The following is a 21,648-nucleotide window of genomic DNA, read 5'->3' on the forward strand; positions in this document are numbered from 1 at the left end:
AGCAGACCGGAATCTCCGCCCTCCAGGGCAGAGAGGGCGTCAAGCGTTCACCCACGACTGCGCCGCCGCGCCAACGAGCTCGCCACCGGCTGTGCCCTGCACGACGACCCGGCCAACGGGTGGCAGATCCAGCCGCAGTACCCGGGAGCGCCCGGCGCGGTACGCAGCACGATCTACGTCCCGGCCAGCAGGAAGTTCCCGACGTACGACACGGGTTACCAGGCGCCGGTCGCCACGGTCGGCCGGCTGGAGTCCCGCCGGTACACCTCGCCGTTGTCGACGAACCCGGTGGGAGTCCACGACATCGTCGTCTACCTGCCGCACGGCTACGACCCCAATCGGGCCACGCCGTACCCGACCCTCTACCTGAGCCACGGCAGCGGCGACCACTCGACCGCCTGGACGATGCAGGGCGTGGCCCACCTCATCCTGGAGAACGCGATCAAGGACCGTGCGGCGCAGCCCATGGTGATCGTGTCCACCGACTTCAACGGCCTCCCCGGTGGCAACGAGGGCTACGTCAACGACTGCGGACCAACATTTTCCCGTTCGTCGAGGAGAACTACCACGTCTCCACCCGGGCGTAGGACCGCGCGTTCGCCGGCTTCTCCGCAGGTGGCAGCCGGGCGTACACCATCATGTACAACCACACCGACCTGTTCGGCTACCACGCGGCCTGGAGCGCGGGCGGCCCCACAGCCACCCCGGCGCAGATCGACAGCATGAAGTCGGTGGCCGGCGGCATCATGATCGGTACCGGGCTCCACGACCGGCTGGGCAACATCGCCGAGAACTCGCAGCGCAACGCCGCCGCCCTGCGGGCCGCTGGCGTCGAGTTGGACGAGTACAACGTGCCGGGCGTGCACACCTGGCACGTGTGGCGTCCGCTGCTGGACCACTACCTGCGCACCCTGACGTTCCGGGCCACCACCACCGGTCTCGACGTCGCCACGTCACCGGCGGGCGGGTCGCACCACACGAAGGTCACCGCCACCGCGACGGTTGGCGCGGTCAGCACCAGCACGTCGGCGCCCGCCGGCCGGGTCGACTTCTACGCGGGTGACACCCGCCTCGGGTCGGCCCCGGTGCACCACGGCGTCGCCCGACTGCGGAGGACCGTCCACGGTGAGCTGAACGCGCCGGTGGTCGCCCGCTACCAGGGCGACACGCTCTTCAACGACTCCCAGAGCGATCCGGTCGACGCCCGGTAACAACGGGCTCGACCCCGTACTCCCTGTGGTGGGGAAGTCCCGGCCGCGCACCCCTGGTGACGCCAGGGTATGCGCGGCCGGGGCGCGTCCGGGACCGTCAGCCGGTCACGGGGTCGTGTCGGTGGCGCGCAGGCGCAGCATGGTCCAGGACGCGGGCGGAAGAGTCAGCTGGACGCTGGCGTCGGCGCCGCGTGCCGTGCCGTTGGGGCGCGGTGCGGCGTGGTCCGGACCGTCGGCCGTGTTCTTGGCGTGCAGGTCGGTGCCGCCGACGGTGACGCACTCGATGATGTCGCTGACCTGGGCGCCGGCCACGTCGATGGTCACCTCGGCCGGGGTGTCCAGGGCGCGGTTGACGAGGAAGACGGTCATTTCCCCGGTGCTGTCGTCCCAGGTGGAGACCGCGTCGACCGCGTCGACCTCCCCGTAGCGGTCGGTGGTCGTCGTGCTGCCGTCGCGCAGCACGTCCAGCACGGTGCCCTGGGCGTGTCGGGCGGTGCGGGCGAAGGGGTGGAAGATGGTCTGGCGCCAGGCGGTGCCGCCCACCTCGGTCATGATCGGTGCGATGACGTTGACCAGTTGGGCCTGGCAGGCCGCGGTCACCCGGTCGCTGTGCCGCAGCAGGCTGATGAGCAGGCCGCCGACGACGACCGCGTCGGCCACGCTGTAGTGATCCTCCAGCAGTGGCGGCGCGACCGGCCAGTCCTCGCCGCTCGGCGGCGTGGACGGGGCGGCGGACTGGTACCAGACGTTCCACTCGTCGAACGCGATCATGATCTTCTTGGTCGACCGACGGATCGCGCCGACCGAGTCGGCGATGGCGGTGACCGCGTCGATGTACCTGTCCATGTCCTCGGCCGAGGCGAGGAAGCTGGCCAGGTCGTCGTCGACCGGCTGGTAGTAGGCGTGCAGCGAGATCAGGTCGACGTCGTCGTACGCCTCGGTCAGCACGTCGCGCTCCCAGCTGCCGAAGGTCGGCATGCCGAGGTGTGAGGAGCCGCAGGCGACGAGTTCGAGATCGGGGTCGAAGCGGCGCATGGCCTTCGCGGTCTGCGCCGCGAGCCGCCCGTACTCGGTCGCGCTGCGCTGGCCCACCTGCCACGGGCCGTCCATCTCGTTGCCCAGGCACCACAGCTTGATCCCGTACGGGTCGACCGCGCCGTTGTCGCGGCGCTGGTCGGCGAGGTGACTCCCACCGCGGTGATTGGCGTACTCGAGCAGGTCGACGGCCTCGGCGGTGCCACGGGTGCCGAGGTTGACCGCCATGATCGGATCCACGCCGGCCTTGCCGACCCAGCGCATGAACTCGTCGAGCCCGAACGCGTTGGTCTCCAGGCTGTGCCAGGCGAGGTCGAGCCGCGCCGGTCGCTTGTCGACAGGGCCAACGCCGTCCTCCCAGCGGTAGGAGGAGACGAAGTTGCCGCCGGGATAGCGCACCGTGGTGACACCCAACTCGCGCACCAGCGCGAGGACGTCGCCCCGGAAGCCGTCGGCGTCGGCCGTCGGGTGCCCCGGCTCGAAGATTCCGGTGTAGACGCAGCGACCCAGGTGCTCGACGAACGAGCCGAAGAGCCGGCGTGGCACCGGTGCGACGCGTCGACGGGGGTCCAGGGTCAGGCGGGCCGTGTGCACGCCGTTCTCCGGCGCGCGGTCGGGGTGGGTGTTCAGGGCTGGCTCCCTTCGTGCGGGTCCGACGCGGACAGCTCTGCCCGAGCGCCGGGACCGAGGGGTGGTGGAGGCGGTGCGAGCTCTGGACAACGTGATCGCCGTCGATTACGTTCTCGATCTATGTAAACGTTACCGATTACGTTTACGTAAGGGAACACGGCACCTGGATCAATGTGTGGCTGGCACGGCCCCCGGGTCAGGCGGCCCCAGCTGGCCGGGTGTCTCGCTCCCGCGCGCTTCGTCACCACCGCTCCCCGCCCTCGTCCGCAGCGCGCGGCCAGGCGCCGGTGGCGTCGTGGCCGACGAGGCCGGAAGACCAGCTTGTCGCGGTGATTGGGGTGACCGGGTGACCACTGTTGAGCCGGAGATCGAGGCGACCTACGCCGATGCGACCGCGCCCGTCCACGAACGGGTGTCGGACCTGTTGGGCCGGATGACCCGCGAGGAGAAGCTCGCGCAACTGGGCAGCACCTGGGCGTTCACCCTGCTGGAGGGCGGTCGGTTCGCGGCGGAGCGGGCCCGGCCGATCCTTCGACACGGCCTGGGGCACGTGACCCGCGTAGCGGGCGCGACCAGCCTGAAGGCGGCGCAGGTGGCGCGGGTCGCCAACGCGATCCAGCGCTTCCTGGTGACCGAGACCCGGCTGGGGATCCCGGCGATCGTGCACGAGGAGGTCTGCTCGGGGGTGATGGCCCGCGAGGCGACCATCTTTCCGCAGGCGATCGGCGTCGCGAGCACCTGGGCGCCGGAACTCAACCGGCAACTGGCCGACGCCGTTCGCGCGCAGATGCGCGCCATGGGCAGCCACCAGGGGCTCTCGCCGGTGCTCGACGTGGTGCGCGACCCACGGTGGGGCCGGACGGAGGAGACCTACGGCGAGGACCCGTACCTGGTGTCCCGGATGGGGGTGGCGTTCGTCCGGGGCCTCCAGGGCGCCGACCTGACCGACGGCGTCCTGGCCACCGCCAAGCACTTCGTCGGTTACGGGGCGTCCGAGGGCGGGCTGAACTGGGCGCCGGCCCACCTGCCGCCGCGCCTGCTGCGCGAGGTCTACCTGTATCCGTTCGAGGCGGCGGTCCGCGAGGGCGGGCTCCAGTCGGTGATGGCTGGTTACCACGAGCTCGACGGCGTCCCGTGCCATGCCAACCGGGAACTCCTCGCCGACGTCCTCCGCGGCCAGTGGGGCTTCACCGGCAGCGTGGTGTCCGACTACTTCGCCGTCAACGACCTCCACTCGTACCACCACTTCGCACAGGACAAGCAGCAGGCCGCGACGGTGGGCCTCGGCGCGGGCGTGGACGTCGAGCTGCCGGCGACGGACGCGTACGCGGACGCCCTCACCCGCGCCCTGGACACCGGCGAGGTCAGCGAGGCCCAGCTCGACGAGGCGGTCGCACGGGTCCTTCGGCACAAGGTCGAACTCGGGCTCTTCGAGAACCCGTACGTCGACGAGGACGCGGCCGCGACGTCGGCGAACGCCGAGCGGCACCGGGACGTGGCACTGGAGATCGCCCGCCGCAGCCTCGTCCTGCTCAAGAACGACGGCGTGCTGCCGCTGCTCGCCGGAGCCGGAACGGTCGCGCTCATCGGTCCGAACGCCGACGACGCCCGACACCTGCTCGGTGACTACTCGTTCGCGGCCCACATCGAGGCGCTGGTCGAGGCGCGCAAGCGGCGCGGCCTGCTCGGCGAGATGATGACGATCCCGGACGATCTGGAGATCGACGAGAGCACCGACGGGGTGCGCACCGTGCGTGACGAACTCGCGGCACGGCTGGGCGACCGGCTGCGCTTCGCCCCGGGCTGCGATGTGCTCGACCCGTCGACGGAGGGGTTCGCCGAGGCGGTCGCGGTCGCCGCGGCGGCCGACGTCGCGGTGCTGGTCCTGGGGGACCGCTCGGGGCTGACCCCCGGGGCCACCACGGGCGAGTCGCGGGACCGGTCCAGTCTGGACCTGCCGGGTGTGCAGGAGGAGCTGGTCCGCGCCGTCGTCGCCACCGGCACACCCGTCGTGGCAGTGCTCGTCGCCGGCCGACCCGTGGGCAGCGACTTCCTGCACGAGGAGTGCGCCGCGGTGCTGATGGCCTGGTTGCCGGGGGAGACCGGGGCGCAGGCGATCGCCGAGGTGCTCCTCGGTGAGGTGAACCCGAGCGGAAAGCTGCCGATCTCGTATCCCCGTGGCGTGGGCCAGATCCCCGTCTTCTACGGCCACAAGGTGTCCGGTGGACGGTCGCACTGGCACGGCGACTACGTGGATTCGCCGGTCGCGCCGCGCTACGTCTTCGGCCACGGCCTGGGGTACACCTCGTTCGTGATCGAGGACGCCATGGTGGGAAGCGCCGAGGTCCGCGCCGGGGACAGCGTCGGTGTCGAGGTCACGGTCGCCAACACCGGAGACCGGGCGGGGGAGCAGGTCGTGCAGCTCTACGTGCGCGACCCGCAGGCGTCGATCACGCGACCGGTGCTGGAGCTGAAGGCCTTCGCCCGCGTCGAGGCCGCCGCCGGCCAGCGGGTGGCGGTGCGGTTCGCGCTTCCCACCGGCCAGCTCGGGTTCTACGACCGGAGCATGGCCTACGCGGTGGAGGCCGGGCAGATCGAGGTGTACGTCGGCTTCTCGGCTACCGACCGTACCCACGCCGGCACCTTTGTCATCGGTGCGGACCCGGACCGGCCGACGTCGAAGGTCTTTACCGGGTCCGCCGAAGTACGGCAGTTGTGATCGTTCACCCGGTCGGGGAATCGTTCTTGACGGAGCGTGCCGTTCTGTTGTCAACGGGTAGAGCCAGCACGGAAATCGGGCATCACTTCGACCGCCGGCGGGTGCTGCCTATTGCGTTCTCCGCAACGGCAACCGCCGCCTTGCGGGCGTCCAGTTAGGACGTTCTTCTCGGTGGTCGGGTAAGGATGAAGAGGCCTTGTGTTCGTAATCGTTCTCGGTTACGTTGGCAACATCCTGGAAACGTAACCGATAACGATTGCAGTCCAGAGAGAGCGGCATGATTGAAGTCAATGCGCCGGTAACCATGAGTGATGTCGCCCGAGCCGCCGGCGTTTCCACCGCCACCGTCTCGCGCGTCGTCAACGGCCATTACGGCGTCAGTGCTCGCACGGTCGCTCAGGTGCGCTCCGCCATCGAGCAGCTCGGCTACGAGTCGAGTCTGGTGGCCACGAGCCTTCGGCGGAGCCGCACCAACGTTCTGGGCCTCGTGGCGCACAGCTTCCAGTCCTACACGGCTGAGGTGCTCAAGGGCGTGATGAAGGCGCTGAGCCGCTCGGGCTTCGATCTGATCATCTACGCCAACAGTGACCTCTACGGGTCGTATTCGGAGGGTTGGGAGCAGCGGCACCTGACCCGCCTGTCGGGCACTCTCACCGACGGGTGCATCGTCGTCACGCCCTGGGGTGAGGTCCGGAGCCGGACGCCGGTGGTGGCCATCGACCCGGTGCGGGGCTCGACGGCGCCCTCGGTGATTTCCGACAACCTCGCGGGCGCCACCACCGCGGTTGAGCACCTGCTCGGCCTGGGCCATCGGCGCATCGGGTTCATCGCCGGCCGCGACAGCCTGGCCTCGGCCTGGTCCCGGGAGGAGGGCTACCGGGCGGCGCTGACCTCCGCCGGGGTTCCGGTCGACCCGACGCTGATCGGCCGGGGAGATTTCAACCCCGAGTCGGCAACTCCGCTGGCGCGCGTCCTGCTGCAACGACCGGACCCACCATCGGCGATCTTCGCGGCCAGTGACGGGATGGCCCTCAAGGTTCTGGAGGTCGCCAGGGAGCTGGGTTTCTCGGTGCCGGGGGACCTGTCCGTCGTCGGGTTCGACAACATCCCCGAGTCGGCGTTGACCCAACCGGGTCTGACCACCGTGGACCAGTCGATGTATCAGCTCGGGTACGAAGCCGCGCGGATGCTGAAGTCGCTGGTGACCGGCGAGTGGGACGAGCCAAGCCAGATCGTGCTTCCGACCAGCCTCGTCGTGCGCGGCTCGACCGCACCACCGAAGAGCGCGACACGACCATGACATCCGTCCATGGGCGGACGAGCCTGATCGCTCCCGACAGAGCGATCAGGTCAGCGGTGCCCGTGGCAGCAGCCTGAAGGAGGTGCATTCAGCACGCACGGCCAGATCCACCGTTGAGTTGAGCCGGTCAGTCGGGTCGCATCCGCTGCCGGCACTTGAAAGGAGTGGAGTTGTGACTACCGAACAGTATCACGGGCGTTTACGCCGGCTGGGCGTACGCCGACGGCTCTCGGCGGCGTTCACCGCCGGGGTCATCGCCACCGCGGCGGTCCTCGTCGCGCCGCAACCAGCAGCGGCGGACACGCCGTGGCTGGACGTCTCCGCAGACCGTTACGCCACGTTCGCCGTCCCGGCGGCGTACGTCCAGGAGAACCTGGGCACCGTCTCGCAGGTCGTCGTCGAGGGAAACTTCGGTCCGTCCGCCACCTGGGCGGAGTTCGGCCTGACCCGCCGGGGTGACATGTGGTCGGGTGTTCTCGGCGCGTTGGAGCCCGGCCTGTACAACTACCAGCTCACCGCCGACGACACCAAGACCATCAAGGACCCGACGAACAGCACCGGTGTCGCGTCCAACCCGCTCCTGAGCACCTTCCTCGTCGCGGGTGACTCGGCACGGTGGCTGGTCGACGCGCCGGCCGGCACCGGCGGGAAGGTCGAGACGCTGACCTATCGGACCAGGAACGCGCAGCGCTCCGCCCTGGTCTGGACGCCACCGGGTTACGCGGCCAAGGACCCGAAGGGTTACCCGACGCTCTTCCTGCAGTCGGGCGACGGCGTAGCCGCCACCGACTGGCTCGATCTCGGTCGATCCAAGCAGATCCTCGACAACCTCTCGGCCGCCGGTGCCCTGAGCCCGATGGTGGCGGTGATCAGCAACGCCTCGGACGACAACGAGTTGACCGACCTCCGCAAGGCGGTCACCGACAACTACCGGGTCCTTCGCGATCCGGCGCACCAGGCGATCGCGGGTGTGTCCGACGGCGCAACGGACGCGGTGCGCGCGGCGCTCACCAAGCCGGGTCAGTTCGGCTACGTCGGCTGGTTCTCGGGCACGTCGGCTCCGGAGATCGACCGCCGGGACGCCAAGGCGATCAACCGCGGCGTCAAGCTGCTCCGCCTGTACACGGGCAACGTCACCGATCCCGCGTACAACGCCACCTACCGGCTGACGAAGGCGTTGGACCGCGCCGACGTCCGGTTCGAGTTCGACGGGGTCAACCCGGACGGCGGCGCGAACTGGACCACCTGGCAGGAGAACCTCGTCGACTTCCTGCCGCGGCTGTTCGGTCACGTACGGGACCACGGGCCGAGCCCCGGTCACCAGCCGCTCAAGCGGGAGTTCACTCCACCGCCGGCCGGCACCACCCCGACACCCTTCGTCACCGAGGACGGGTTCGTCACCTTCGAGACCACCACGGACTTCAAGGACGCTCAGCACGTCACGGTCTGGGCGAACGTCGCGCCGGGCGGCAGTTGGCTGCGACTGCCACTGACCCGCGACGGTGACCGGTGGCGGGCGACCGTGGGTCCGCTGAAGCCCTGGTTCTACTACTACCGGCTGATCGTGGACCGGGTCGCGGTCAAGGACGCCTCGAACCCGACGAAGGTCACCACCGAACCGATGTGGAGCACCTTCTTCATCCCCGGGCCCGGGGCCCGACTGCTGTCGGACGTACCCGCCGGTCGCGGCGGCAAGGTCGAGAGCATGACCTACACCAGCACGGTGGCCGGCCAGGACCGCACCGCGCTGGTGTGGACCCCACCGGGGTACGACCCGGGCCGGACGCAGCCGTACCCCGTCCTCTATCTGCAGCACGGCAGCGGCCAGAACTACACGGACTGGGTCGAGATGGGCCGCGCCAAGCAGATCCTCGACCATCAGTTCCTCGACGGTGATCTCACGCCGATGGTCGTCGTGATGGGCAACGGCAACTCGTCGAACTTCAACCGGGAGTTGCGGGAGAACATCGTTCCGACGGCCCGTGCCCGCTACCACATCTCCAGCGATCCGTCGCAGCAGGCCCTCGCCGGCCTGTCGATGGGCGGCGGGCAGGCGTTGGGCGTTCTGCGGGCCTACCCGGGCGAGTTCGCCTACGTCGCGGCGTTCTCGGCCGGGTTCGGCAGCGGCACCGGCGTCGACGTGGCCGCGATCAACAACGGCACCAAGATGCTGCGCCTGTACGTCGGCGACCAGACCGACTTCGTGTACCCGAGCTTCATGGCGTCGCTGACCACGTTGAACAACCTCGGTATCCGCTACGAGTTCGACGGGGTCACCCCCGGGCCGCACGGCTGGGACGTGTGGCAGAAGAACCTCATCGACCTGGCGCCGCGTCTGTTCAAGCGCTAGGAGCCCTCGCCGGCGACGCCACCGGGAGCAGGGCTTCCTGCCCCGGTGGCGCCCGCCAGCGCACGGATGCTGTGCACCGCCATCGCCGAAGGGAACCATCTCAATGAAGAGAAGACGAATACTCGCCACGGTAGTCATGCTCGCGGCGGGGAGCGGCCTCGTCGCCTGCTCCTCCGACGAGGGCGGCAGTGACGCGAGCAACTGCACGAACACCATCACCAAGAAGGACCTGCCGGTCGTGACGATGTGGGGTTGGTACCCCAACACCCAGCTCGTCGTCGACAACTTCAACAAGCAGAACAACGAGGTGCAGGTCTGCTGGACCAACGTCGGGCAGGGCAGCGACGAGTACGACAAGTTCCAGACCGCCATCTCGGCGGGCACCGGGGCACCTGACGTGATCATGGTCGAGGCGGACCGGATCCCGACGTTCCAGATCCAGGGCGCGCTCGTCGACATCAAGCAGTACGGCTACGACGCGGTCAAGGCCAACTACGGCGAGGGCGCCTGGAAGGACGTGTCGGTCGGCGACAAGGTCTACGGCGTCCCGGTCGACGGCGGCCCGGTGGCGATGATCTACCGGAAGGACATCTTCGACAAGTACAAGATCACGCCGCCGAAGACCTGGGCCGAGTACGAGCAGGCCGCGCAGAAGGTCAAGGACGCCGGCGGCCCGCTCTTCGGGGACCTCGGGGCGAACGTCTCGGCGCTCACCATGGCGTTGCAGATCCAGAAGGGCGCCGCGCCCTTCACCTACGACCCGGCGCAGCCGAAGGCGATCGGCGTCAAGCTCAACGACCAGCCCTCCAAGGACGTGCTGGACTACTGGGGTGGCCTCGCCAAGAAAGGGTTGGTCGGTACGCAGGACCAGTTCACCCCGGAGTACATCTCGGGCGTGATCAACGGCAACTACGCGACGTACATCTCGGCGGCCTGGGCGCCCGGCTACCTCACCGGCGCGGGCGTCGGTAAGGGACAGGACACCGGCAAGTTCGCGGTGGCGCCGCTGCCGCAGTGGGACCCGGCCAACCCGGTGCAGGTCAACTGGGGTGGGTCGGCCTTCTCGGTGACCAAGCAGGCGAAGAAGCCGGAGCTGGCCGCGAAGGTCGCCTACGGGCTCTACGCCGACAAGGAGTCGCTCACCGACGGCTGGACCAACCAGATCATCTTCCCGCTGAACCTCACGGCGCTCAAGGACCCCGCGTTCGTCGACCTGAAGGTGGCGTTCTTCAACGGCCAGCAGGCGAACAAGGAGGTCTACCTTCCCGCCGCCGAGGCCTACAAGGGAGTCGCGTACGCGCCCTTCGGTCAGTACTACCTCGACGCCATGACGAAACAGGTCAGCGAGATCATCAAGGGCTCCGTCACCGGTTCGCAGGCCGCCGACCGGCTCCAGGAGGACGTGGCGAAGTACGCCAAGGAACAAGGTTTCACCGTTCAGTGACCGGATGGGTGGGCCGCGCCGGCACTGGGCGGCCGGCCCACCCGCCACCCCTCAGCGTCCACGTCCCGGAGACCAAAGATGACACTCCTGACCGAGAAGCGCGCACCGCGTCCTCAGCCTGAGACGCGCAAGATCCGTGGCAAGGTGCACCTCCGTGAACACCTGATGGGGTGGCTCTTCGTCGGGCCGTTCGGGGTCGTGTTCCTGGCGTTCCTCATCGCGCCGCTGGCGTACGCGCTGTACCTCAGTCTCTTTCAGAAGAAGCTGATCGGCGGCACCAGCTTCGTTCTCTTCGACAACTACGTGAAGGCGTTCACCGACCCGAGCTTCCTGTCCGGGGCGTGGTTCGTCATCCGCTTCTCGCTGGTCTCGATCCCGCTGCAGATCGTCATCGCGCTCGCGTTGGCCCTGATCCTGGACTCGGTGACCACCCTGTTCGCCCGCTTCTCCCGCCTCATGATCTTTCTTCCGTACGCGATCCCCACCGTCATCGGGGCGGTGATGTGGGGGTTCCTCTACAGCAGGGGCTTCGGCCCGCTCACCGACATCTTCGGGCTGTTCGGCGCCACCGCACCCGACTTCCTGGGTAGCGACCTGATCTTCTACGGGCTGCTCAACGTCGTCACCTGGCAGTGGGCCGGCTACTACATGATCATCCTGTATGCGGCGTTGCAGGGCGTCGATCCGACGCTCTACGAGGCGGCCCGGATGGACGGCGCCGGGCGGTGGCAGATCGCGACGCGGATCAAGATTCCCCTGATCGCGCCCGCCCTGATCCTGATCCTGGTCTTCTCGCTCATCGGCACCCTGCAGTTCTTCAACGAACCGCAGATCCTGCGCTACCTCGCCGCGGGCACCATCGGCTCGGACTTCACCCCCAACATGTACGCGTACCAACAGGCGTTCTCGCTCGCCAACTTCAACTACGGGTCGGCGATCTCCTTCGCCCTCGGCGGCATCGTGTTCATCTGCGTGTACGCCTTCCTGTTCTTCACCCGCAAGCGGAGGAGCTTCCTCTGATGGCCGACCACACCAGCGTCCGCGCAGGCGCCCGCCGACCGCAGCGCTATCTCCCGATACAGATCCTCCTCGGCTTCCTGGTGATCTACTTCCTCGTACCGTTCTGGTGGGTCATCGTCAACAGCTCCAAGGACGCGCCGGGCCTGTTCGGCGGCGGCAACACCCTCTGGTTCACCGACCAGATCGACTACCTCGGGAACCTCCGGCAGCTCTTCACCTACGACGGTGGCATCTACCTCCGGTGGATCCTCAACTCCACGCTGTACGCCATCGCCGGCGGCGTCGGCGCCACGGTCCTGGCGGTCATGGCCGGCTACGGTTTCGCCAAGTACCGGTTCGCGGCCCGACGCTTCAGCTTCGCCGTCGTGCTCGGCGCGCTGATGGTGCCCGCCACCGCTCTGGTCATCCCGACGTTCATCATGTTCTCCCGGCTCGGCCTGACGAACACGGTCTGGGCGGTGATCCTGCCGTCGCTGCTCAACCCGTTCGGCGTCTACCTGATGCACGTGTACGCGCGCGACGCGGTGCCCGACGAGCTCCTGGACGCGGCGCGGGTCGACGGCGCGGGGGAGCTGCGGACGTTCTTCCAGATCGCCCTTCCGCTGATGCGCCCCGCGGTGGTCACCGTGCTGCTCCTGTCGGCCGTGGCGTCCTGGAACAACTACTTCCTGCCGCTGGCCATGCTCTCCGACAACCGGCTCTTCCCGGTCACCGTCGGCCTCGGCCTCTGGCAGGGGATCGCGTCCGCCAACAACGCGGGAACCACCTCACTGTGGAGCCTCATCATCCTGGGCTCCCTGGTGTCCGTGCTCCCGCTGATCATCGCGTTCTTCAGCCTGCAACGTCACTGGCGCGGCGGCCTCTCCGTCGGAGGTCTCCGGTAGGTAGGGCCGAATGCCACCAGCCAATCCACCACACGCGCATTGATCGCCGCACAGGGTGCGGCCGGACGGATGACAGAGAGGTGTGCTGATGTCGACGACGAATCGACCGCTGCGCAGCGGGCAGTGGTTCGGTGCGGAAGGCCGCAACGGGTTCATCCATCGGTCCTGGATGCGCAACCAGGGTTTCGCGGACGACGTCTTCGACGGTCGCCCGGTGATCGGCATCGCCACCACCTGGTCGGAGCTGACCCCCTGCAACGCCCACCTGCGCGACCTGGCCGAATCGGTGAAGCGGGGCGTGTGGGAGAGCGGGGGCCTGCCGCTGGAGTTCCCGGCGATGAGCCTGGGCGAGCCGCTGATGCGACCCACGACCATGCTCTACCGCAACCTGTTGGCGATGGAGTTGGAGGAGTCGGTCCGCGCCAACCCGCTCGACGGGGTGGTCCTGCTCTCCGGCTGTGACAAGACCACCCCGGGCCTGCTGATGGGAGCGGCGAGCGTCGACCTGCCGACCCTGATGCTGACCGGCGGCCCGATGCTCAACGGCAAGTTCCGCGGTCAGGACATCGGCTCGGGCACGGTCGTCTGGCGCTTCACCGAGGAGATGCGGGCCGGTCGGATGACCGCGGCCGACTGCTCCGAGGCGGAGGTCGGCATGTCCCGCAGCAGGGGCCACTGCATGACCATGGGTACCGCCTCCACGATGGCCTGTGTGACCGAGGCGCTGGGCGTGCAACTGCCGGGGGCGGCTGCCGTGCCGGCGGTCGACTCCCGGCGGTACGCGCTCGCGCACGCCGCCGGACGCCGGATCGTCGCCATGGTCGAACAGGACCAACGGTTGTCCTCGGTGCTCACCAGGCAGGCGTTCGAGAACGCCGTCCGGGTCAACGCCGCGATCGGCGGTTCCACAAACGCCGTCGTACACCTGCTCGCCATCGCCGGACGCCTCGGCGTCCCCCTGTCGCTGGCGGACTTCGACACCCTCACCGCCGACGTGCCCATGCTCGTCAACCTCATGCCGTCCGGGAAGTACCTGATGGAGGACTTCGCCTACGCGGGCGGCCTCCCGGTGGTGATGAAGGAGCTCGCCCCGCTGCTGCACATGGACCACGTCACCGTCAGCGGCAGGAGCGTGGCGGAGAACGTCGACGGCGCCCAGTGCTGGAACCGGGAGGTCATCGGCACCCTGGAGGAGCCGTTCCAGCCCGCCGGCTCGGGCACCGTGGTGCTGCGCGGGTCGCTCGCGCCGTCCGGGGCGGTGCTGAAGGTCTCCGCGGCCTCCCCGCAGCTCCTCACGCACACCGGCCCGGCGCTCGTCTTCGACCGCATCGAGGACTACGTCGTCGCCGCCGACGACCCGGGCCTCGACGTCACCCCGGACACGGTGATCGTGGTCCGCAACGCCGGACCACGGGGCTACCCCGGCTTCCCCGAGGTGGGCAACGTGCCCATGCCACGACGGTTGCTCGCCGACGGCATCACGGACATGGTGCGGATCTCCGACGCTCGGATGAGCGGCACCGGCTACGGCACCTGCATCCTGCACGTGGCACCGGAGGCGTCCGTGGGTGGTCCGCTCGCGCTGGTCCGCACCGGTGACCTGATCTCCGTCGATGTCCCGACGCGCCGCCTGGAGCTCCTGGTCGACGACGCGGAACTAGCCCGACGCCGCTCCGCCTGGCAGCCTCCGCAGCCGGTGGCCGACCGGGGTTGGGTACGGCTGTACAGCGAGCACGTTCTGCAGGCCGACAGCGGCGCGGACCTCGACTTTCTCGTCGGTGGCAGCGGCAGCGCGGTGCCCCGTCACTCACACTGACGGTCACGTTCGGACGAGGCCCACGAGGAACTGACTCCATGGAAGAACGGACGGCCCGCCAGTGCGAGTTCACGCAAAGGCCGCTGTGACAGCGGCCGACCGGCCACCGGTGATGGCGGACGTCGCTCGCCTGGCGGGCGTGTCACACCAGACGGTGTCCCGGGTCATCAACGGGGCGCCCAGCATCAAGCGCGAGACGCGGGAGCGGGTCCTCGAGGCCATTCGACGACTCGACTACCGCCCCAACACGGCCGCCCGTGCGCTGGTTCGCGGACGCTCCGGGATGATCGGCATCATCGGCACGGCCAGGACGCTGTTCGGTCCGACGAGCATCCATCGCAGCGTGGAGGACGCCGCCCGCGCGGCCGGCTACTTCGCCACCTCGGTGAGCCTCTCCGAGGTGACGGTACGCGCGCTCAGCGACGCCACCGAACACCTCATGCGCGTCGGCGTGGAGGGCGTCGTGATGATCGCCGGCAACGACGAGGCGCTCGAGGTGGTGCGGATGACGCGCTCGACTGTCCCCTTCGTCGTCGTGGAGGGCGATCTGTCCAGGGCCAGCGTGACCGTCGGCGTCGACCAGGTGCTCGGCGCCCGGATGGCCACCGAGCACCTCCTCGACCTCGGGCATCGGGAGATCGTGCATGTGAGCGGCCCGCTCAACTGGGCGGAGGCCCGCGCCCGCCTCGAAGGTTGGCGTCAGGCGATGAGCGCGGCGGGCCTGCGCCCGCCGGAGCCGGTCGAGGGCGACTGGAGAGCGCACAGCGGTTACCTCGCCGGGCTGCGGATCGGTGCCATGCGCGGGACGACCGCGGTGTTCGCCGCCAACGACCAGATGGCCATCGGCGTGCTGCGTGCGCTGCACGAGCGTGGACGGCGGGTGCCACAGGACATCTCCGTCGTCGGATTCGACGACGTCCCCGAGGCGCCCTACCTCATTCCGCCGTTGACGACGATTCAGCAGGACTTCGACGCGGTCGGTCGGCGGGCCATCACCGCCGTCACCCAGGCCATCGACGACACGGTGCCGCAGCGCCTGCCGTTGGTCGTTCCCAAGCTCGTGGTACGGCAGAGCACGGCGCCGCCGCCGGTGGCCGGCAACGCCCTCTCCGGCGCTGGCTGATCCGACCCTCCCGGTTGAGTGGTCCGATAAGTCCTTTCACCGAAATTCGACTAGCTGTCAGGTTCTGTCCGGTGCGTGCTTCTTTTCCATCGGAAGGCTCAGGGCATGACTGTTTCCACTCCTGGCCTCTCCGGCCTGCGCCGCGCCGGTGCGGTCGCTGCCGCCACGCTGGCCGCGGTGGCGCTCGGTGTCGTTCCGGGTGCCCGCGCCGACGCCGCCAGTGACATCCTGCCGATCGGCGACGCCGACCTGACGGAGGTCACCACCAGCCGGATCCTGGCCGACGGCGTGACCCTGACCCACATCGTGCGGGGGACCGAGCCCGCCCCGGCCGACCAGATCAACACCACAGGTCGCGGCCCGTGGGTGGTCAATGTGCTCACCATCGACCCGCGTCGGGCTGGCGGGCACCTGAAGGCGACGTACGGCCCGAACCTCGGCCAGGTCGAGAAGACCACCGATCTCGTGCGCGACGCCGGTGCCCTGGCGGGCGTCAATGCCTCCTTCTTCACCTTCACCGCCAGCCCGCTCTACCCCGGTGACCCGGTGGGCCTGGGCCTGTACGGCGGGAAGCTGCTCAGTGAACCCACCACCGAGCCCGGCGAGGTCAACTTCGTCGTCGACGCCACCACCAACCGCGCACTCACCGGAAAGCTCACCTGGTCGGGCAGCGTACGGAACCGGCAGACCCGGGCCGTCCTGCCGCTGGAGTTCATCAACCACCCACCGGTCGTCCCGGCCGGTTGCACCGCCCTGGCCGACCAGAGCGCGTGCACCGAGCCCGGCGATGTTGTCCGGTTCACCTCCGAGTTCGACTCGGCCACTCCGACGGGCGTCGGCGTGGAGGTCGTCCTCAATCGCCTCGGCTGTGTGGTGCGGACCGCGACGACCCGCGGCACCACCCTCGCCGCGGGCCAGACCTCGCTGCAGGCCACCGGGCGGGACGCCGGCGGTCTGCTCGCGGTGGCCGGCCGGGGATGCCTGGACCTGACCTCGACGGTGACCGATCAGCGGGGGCGGAAGCTTCCGCTGCGGCCCGGACTGTTCGGCGTGAACGGGCGGTACCCGTTGACGGCGGACGGCCAGGTCGTCGTGCCCGACGGCGGATCCGACAGCTTCTTCGCCCGCAACCCTCGTACCATCGCCGGCACCACCCGGGATGGGAAGGTCGTGCTCGCGACCATCGACGGTCGCCAGACCACCAGCGTCGGCGCCACGCTGGACGAGACCGCCGCCGTCGCCCAGGCACTCGGCATGTCCGACGCGGTCAACCTCGACGGCGGCGGCTCGACCGCCATGGCCGCTCAGGGCGCGCTGGTCAACCACCCCAGCGGAGTCGAGCGGGCTGTCGGCGACGCGCTCGTCTACGTCGAAGGCCGTTACCACGGCGGGCACTGACCGTCGCTGGCAAGCGGGTGCCCCAGCGTGTGGCTGGGGCACCCGCGACGCCGACCGTGGCAAGGCCGAGCGGAGTTCTCAGAGGGTGAACACCACCGTGGAGATGCTGCGGGCACCGACGCTGATGGTGGCCTGACCGCCGTTCACGGTTGTCGGCTGGCTGGCCGCGTTGGCGTTCTGCGAGGTGAGGTAGTGCTCGGCCCGGCTGACGTTCTGCGGGGCCTGGATCACGGCGTTGTTGACCGCGCTGTTCGAGCGGTTGAGGATCACCAGGGTGATCTTCCCGTCCCCCTGGTAGGCGGTCACCTCCAGCGGCGTGGCCTTGGAACTCTTCGTCAGGGCGACCCGCTGGTAGCCGGGGCGGACGTACTTCGCGTACTGCGAGAAGGCGTACCCACGCTTGAGCGGAGCGCCCGCCGTGGTGCCGAACGCGGCCTCGCCGTCGCCGATGAAGGAGTAGTACCGCTTGCCGTACCACCAGATGTAGGCGTTCCAGTTGGCCTCCATCGACTTGTGCACGGTGCGCATGATGTCGTCGAGGGTCTCGTTCCAGACCGCCGCGTTGGCGGGGTTGCCCCAGATGTTGGAGCCGCCACCGTCGGCGGCGTGCAGGTTCCACTCGGTCATCCACACCGGCTTGTTGTGCTGTTCGGCCAGAGAGTACGGCCGCAGCCGGCCCGACTCCTCGGTGCCGTAGAGGTGCCCACCGACGTAGCCGATGTTGTTGCGGGCGGTCGCGTCGTTGAGGGTCGGGTCGGTGAAGCCGTAGTTCATGTTCACCGCCTCGGCGACCATCAGCTTGGTGTTCTGCACCTTGGTGCCCTGGTCGCGGACGAAGGTGCGCAGCTCGGTGCCGCTCCAATCCATCGAGTCGTAGTCCGGGTGCCAGTCGGGCTCGTTCTGCACGGAGGTGACGTCGACGGGTACGCCCTGGCCACGCATGTACTGCACGTAGCTGTTCAGATGGTTGGCGTAGTCGTCGTAGTAGTCGGTCTTCAGCTTGCCGCCGTTGACCCGGCTGTTGTTGGTCTTCCACGCCGCTGGCGCGGTCCACGGCGAGGCGAGGATCTTCACGTTGGACCCGTACGACTTCGCCGTCTTCAACGAGTTCACGTGCGTCGCCCACTCGCTGGAGACCGGCGACAGGCCGGTCCGCACGATGGACAGACCCAACTGGTTGGCGCCCATCCCGACAAGCGTCTGGGTGTCGGCCGTCGACCAGGCGCTACCCCAGATGGACTGCGCGGCCCCGAAGCCGTCGACCGTCTGGTACCTGGTCGCGCTGTTCACCGTGATGTCCGCCGGCCCGTTCGGCGGCGGAGTCGTCGGCGGCGGAGTCGGCTCCGTGCCGCCGGTGCAGGCCACCCCGTTCAACGCGAAGATGGTCGGATCGGGGTTGCCGCCGGTCGACGAGCCGTTGAATCCGAACGAGACCGTCCCGTTGGTCGCGATGGCCCCGTTGTAGCTGACGTTCTTGGCGGTGACTGCGGCACCGCTCTGGGTCAGCGTCGTGTTCCACGCCTGCGTGACGGTCTGTCCGGCGTCGTAGTGCCAGGTCAGCGTCCAACTCGTCACCGCGTCACCGAGATTGGTGATGGTGACGTTGGCGCCGAAGCCTCCCTGCCACTGCGACGACACGCTGTAGTTGACCGAACAGCCGGCGGCCGCGGCCCCCGCCGGTGCCGCCACGGCGACCGCTGCCGATGCCAGTAGGACGGCGCCGGCCGCCACCAGGGCGGTGTTGGTCACTCTTCTTCTTCTCATGAAACTCCTCCTGAAGTGGTGGTGGCTTCCACGCCTCGGGAGGGCTCGTCTGCGGCGAGATTCAGCGATGGTGTGGGCGACGGAAGGATTGGGAGCGCTCCCAGGATGCTGATTCCAGAAAGTTAATTCGTCCAACGATTCCTGTCAATGCAGTCGGCCGACAATCAGTGGCGCCGTCACCGGCCGCAGGTGCCGCACTGCCGGCGAGTGCGCAGGTGGTAGTCGGTGGACGCGACGACCAGGCCCAGTCCCATGACCAGGTACGCCGACATCGCCACCCACAGGAACGCGTCGGAGAACTCGCTGTACGAGCCCGACGACACCTGCACGATCCCCATGCCGAAGTAGGCCACGATGCCCGCGCCGAGCCCGAAGCCGGGCACCAGCAGCAGCGCACGAGGAATCGTGCGGCCGGCGAGCAGCGGCACCCACCCCGGCCAGACCTCACCCCAGTGGTGCACCAGCGCCAGCGGCAACAGCCCACCCGCCAGCACCAGGCCGATCTCCAACCCGAGCAGGGAGGCGTTCTGGTCGACGCGGTCGAACCCCACCACGAACTGGGCCGCGAAGCGGGTCACGAGACCGCCCACCGCGGCGTACGCGGCCCAGCGCGCCCACCGCGCGGACGCCGAGCGTCGCGCACCCGGTCGGACCGTCCGGCAGCAGTCTGGGCAGTCGCCCCGGGTGCGCCGCTGGTAGCGCGCGGTGGTCAGGCCGAGCAGGACCGCTCCGGTGACACAACCGAGTCGGCTGGCGAACGCCAGCGGGTCGAAGAACGGGCCGACGGTGAACAGCAGGAAGCCCACCAGCTCCGGCAGCAGGATCGCGGCTGCCGCGACGAGCGCTCCGGCGACCGTCCAGGCGAGCCCCGCCAGCGCCGGCCGCCAGGTCGCCACCCGGTCCAGGGCAACCGCCAGCCCGCCTGCTGCCGCACACAACGCCACCGACCACCAGCCGGTGAAACCGAGCAGGTCCATCCCGAGCCGCCCGAACTGCGGAGCCTCGCCGACCGTCCACGCCAGACGCACGCCCCTGTATGCCACGGCCCAGCCGAGCACTGCGTACGTCAGGCCGTGGACGGACCGACCGACGATCGATGGTGATGTCGCCATGCACCCGATCCTTCCGGCGTCCCGCGGCGGGCGGACCCCGCTGACAGGGGACGCCACTCCCTCGCGGGAGGGAGCGGCCGGACCGTGCGGCACTCACCGTTCGGTCGGCGTCGGGCCGGGCAGCGTTGAGGATGGTGTCGGCCCTGCTTCGCGGTGAGGCCGTCTGTTGTGGAGTGACCGGGTGTGGTGTGGATCCTCGGCCTTCTATACCGTGGCACGGTCACGGGTGGCCGCTTCCTCGACACCGGGCCGTCCCGCGACGACGTCGCGTACGCGTTCGATACGGGGGGTTGCCGTGACCATGGAATCACCGACGACAGGCCGGCCCGATGCCGGTGAGGCTGGCGCCCAGCCGAAGATCGACACGTCGGTGCCGCATTCGGCGCGGATCTGGAACTACTGGCTCGGTGGCAAGGACAACTTCGCTGTCGACCGCGAGGCGGGGGACCAGTATCGCCAGGTCTTCCCCGGCGTGGTCGACGTGGCCCGGGCCTCCCGGCAGTTCCTGGTCCGCTCGATCATGTTCCTCGCCGCCGACGCCGGCATCCGCCAGTTCCTCGACGTCGGCACCGGGCTGCCGACCGCCAACAACACCCACGAGGTGGCCCAACGGATCGCGCCGGACGCGCGGATCGTCTACGTCGACAGCGACCCGCTGGTGCTGGTGCACGCCCGCGCGTTGCTGGTGGGCACGGCCGAGGGCCGGACCGCCTACATCGACGGCGATCTGCACGACCCGGCCGCGGTCATCGCCGAGGCCGGCAAGACGCTCGACTTCACGCAGCCGATCGGCCTCATCCTCAGTGGCGTCATGGGTCACGTGCCCGACTACGGGACAGCCCGTTCGATCACCCGGGAACTGCTGGCGGCGCTGCCGAGCGGCAGCTACCTCTCCCTGAACGACGGCACGAGCCTGATCAGCGCCGAGATGCAGCAGGCACAGGACGACTACAACGACAGCGGAGCGGCCCCGTACACCCTGCGCTCGCCCGGCGAGATCGCCGGCTTCTTCAACGGCCTGGAGCTGGTCGAGCCCGGCGTCGTGCCGTGCCCGCAGTGGCGACCCGACGACGCGGTCGACACGCCTGCCGACATCGACGCCTTCGGCGGGGTGGGCCGCAAGCGCTGAGGCTGTCTCCCGGCGGCGCTCGGCACCAGGGCGGGTCGTCCTGGTGCCGAACGTCGGCGTGCGGTACGGCTGGTCAGCCGGATTGTTCGGACGGAGGAAGGACGCTCTGCACCGCCACGCAGGGGTCCGTGGCGGGTGCGGCGGCGTGGATCGCTTCGGCGGCCCGGGCGGCGAGCCCGCGAAAGAGCCCGCGCTGCTCCTCGGGTAGCCCGCCCAGCACGTGGTCCTCGGCGTGGGCGACCTGCCGCTCGGCCTCGGCGAGCGTCTGACGTCCGCGTTCGGTGGCCACGACCCGTCGGGCCCGCCGGTCCTGGGGGTGAGGCCGGCGCTCGATGAGACCGGCGTTCGCCAGGTCGTCGATGACGTACGTCAGCACGCTGCGGTCGATGGCCAGCCGGGCGGCCAGGGCGCCCTGGGTGGGCACTTCCTCGTGCACGACGACGGCCAGGATGTGGTAGCCCCGACTGCCGTGCGGCAGGTCTTTCAGCAGCTCCTCGACGCGCTCGTGCCAGCGGCGCAGGACCATGCCCAGCGACCAGCCGAAGTTCGAGCCGCGCTTGCGGTCGGCCGGCAGCTCGCAGGGGTCGGTCACGGACATGTTCCGATGCTAGTGGCCGGCAGGTTGATCATCATCCGACATCGCGGCAGCCCAGGAATGATTGGCCGTGAAGATAGGTTGTCAGACAGACGATAGGCGCAAAACATGATGGGTT

16 protein-coding genes are annotated in these 21,648 nt (G+C 69.2%); 12 read left to right on the forward strand and 4 right to left on the reverse strand.

Features of this window, described 5'->3' with window-relative positions; genetic code table 11:
• Together PSH25_RS32275 and PSH25_RS32280 are read left to right on the forward strand one after the other, a co-directional pair.
• Positions 1–726: alpha/beta hydrolase (locus tag PSH25_RS32275; protein ID WP_502361371.1), on the forward strand; the 726-nt coding region annotated here is incomplete at its 5' end.
• Positions 723–1,211: an Ig-like domain-containing protein gene (locus tag PSH25_RS32280; RefSeq protein WP_238662663.1), complete on the forward strand. Its 489-nt coding sequence runs from the start codon at positions 723–725 to the stop codon at positions 1,209–1,211. The genes PSH25_RS32275 and PSH25_RS32280, both read left to right, overlap by 4 nt.
• A 105-nt stretch (positions 1,212–1,316) precedes the next feature.
• On the opposite strand, the gene arfA is transcribed toward PSH25_RS32280, so the two are convergent.
• Complete coding sequence (gene arfA / locus PSH25_RS32285; RefSeq protein ID WP_238662664.1) at positions 1,317–2,840, reverse strand: arabinosylfuranosidase ArfA; 1,524 nt, start codon at positions 2,838–2,840, stop codon at positions 1,317–1,319.
• A gap of 382 nt (positions 2,841–3,222) precedes the next feature.
• Between arfA and PSH25_RS32290 the strand changes: the two genes are divergently transcribed.
• The 9 genes from PSH25_RS32290 to PSH25_RS32330 all read left to right on the forward strand — a co-directional run bounded on the left by PSH25_RS32290 (position 3,223) and on the right by PSH25_RS32330 (position 16,930).
• Positions 3,223–5,595, forward strand: a complete 2,373-nt coding sequence (locus PSH25_RS32290) for a glycoside hydrolase family 3 N-terminal domain-containing protein (protein ID WP_238662665.1) — start codon at positions 3,223–3,225, stop codon at positions 5,593–5,595.
• A gap of 304 nt (positions 5,596–5,899) precedes the next feature.
• The gene (locus PSH25_RS32295) at positions 5,900–6,895 is read left to right on the forward strand and encodes a LacI family DNA-binding transcriptional regulator (protein WP_238662692.1); all 996 of its coding nucleotides are present in this window, start codon (positions 5,900–5,902) and stop codon (positions 6,893–6,895) included.
• A 172-nt stretch (positions 6,896–7,067) separates the two neighbouring features.
• Complete coding sequence (locus tag PSH25_RS32300; RefSeq protein ID WP_238662666.1) at positions 7,068–9,245, forward strand: alpha/beta hydrolase; 2,178 nt, start codon at positions 7,068–7,070, stop codon at positions 9,243–9,245.
• Positions 9,246–9,348: 103 nt separating this feature from the next.
• Entirely contained in the window at positions 9,349–10,689 is a 1,341-nt protein-coding gene (locus PSH25_RS32305) for an ABC transporter substrate-binding protein (RefSeq protein WP_238662667.1), read from the forward strand.
• A gap of 78 nt (positions 10,690–10,767) precedes the next feature.
• Complete coding sequence (locus PSH25_RS32310; protein WP_238662668.1) at positions 10,768–11,709, forward strand: carbohydrate ABC transporter permease; 942 nt, start codon at positions 10,768–10,770, stop codon at positions 11,707–11,709.
• Positions 11,709–12,593, forward strand: a complete 885-nt coding sequence (locus tag PSH25_RS32315) for a carbohydrate ABC transporter permease (protein ID WP_238662669.1) — start codon at positions 11,709–11,711, stop codon at positions 12,591–12,593. The genes PSH25_RS32310 and PSH25_RS32315 overlap by 1 nt, the downstream gene beginning before the upstream one ends.
• 88 nt (positions 12,594–12,681) lie before the next feature.
• Positions 12,682–14,409 carry an IlvD/Edd family dehydratase gene (locus PSH25_RS32320; protein WP_238662670.1) on the forward strand — a complete coding sequence of 576 codons (1,728 nt, stop codon included), beginning with the start codon at positions 12,682–12,684 and terminating at the stop codon, positions 14,407–14,409.
• Between the two features lie 112 nt (positions 14,410–14,521).
• A complete protein-coding gene (locus tag PSH25_RS32325) occupies positions 14,522–15,532 on the forward strand; it encodes a LacI family DNA-binding transcriptional regulator (protein ID WP_238662693.1) in 1,011 nt (336 codons plus the stop codon).
• A gap of 105 nt (positions 15,533–15,637) precedes the next feature.
• Positions 15,638–16,930 carry a phosphodiester glycosidase family protein gene (locus PSH25_RS32330; protein ID WP_238662671.1) on the forward strand — a complete coding sequence of 431 codons (1,293 nt, stop codon included), beginning with the start codon at positions 15,638–15,640 and terminating at the stop codon, positions 16,928–16,930.
• Between the two features lie 78 nt (positions 16,931–17,008).
• Here the strand turns inward: PSH25_RS32330 and PSH25_RS32335 are convergent, their stop codons facing one another.
• Positions 17,009–18,694: a cellulose binding domain-containing protein gene (locus tag PSH25_RS32335; RefSeq protein ID WP_238662672.1), complete on the reverse strand. Its 1,686-nt coding sequence runs from the start codon at positions 18,692–18,694 to the stop codon at positions 17,009–17,011.
• Positions 18,695–18,870: 176 nt separating this feature from the next.
• Positions 18,871–19,722 carry a hypothetical protein gene (locus tag PSH25_RS32340; RefSeq protein WP_238662673.1) on the reverse strand — a complete coding sequence of 284 codons (852 nt, stop codon included), beginning with the start codon at positions 19,720–19,722 and terminating at the stop codon, positions 18,871–18,873.
• 385 nt (positions 19,723–20,107) lie between these two features.
• Here PSH25_RS32340 and PSH25_RS32345 point away from each other — a divergent pair, with 385 nt between their 5' ends.
• Positions 20,108–20,935, forward strand: a complete 828-nt coding sequence (locus PSH25_RS32345) for an SAM-dependent methyltransferase (RefSeq protein ID WP_238662694.1) — start codon at positions 20,108–20,110, stop codon at positions 20,933–20,935.
• A gap of 73 nt (positions 20,936–21,008) precedes the next feature.
• Here the strand turns inward: PSH25_RS32345 and PSH25_RS32350 are convergent, their stop codons facing one another.
• Positions 21,009–21,533, reverse strand: a complete 525-nt coding sequence (locus PSH25_RS32350; RefSeq protein WP_238662674.1) for a MarR family winged helix-turn-helix transcriptional regulator — start codon at positions 21,531–21,533, stop codon at positions 21,009–21,011.
• Between the last annotated feature and the right edge of the window lie 115 nt (positions 21,534–21,648).

Origin of the sequence: Micromonospora foliorum, from assembly GCF_022229015.1 — a bacterium.
In the GTDB taxonomy this organism is placed as follows: domain Bacteria; phylum Actinomycetota; class Actinomycetes; order Mycobacteriales; family Micromonosporaceae; genus Micromonospora; species Micromonospora foliorum.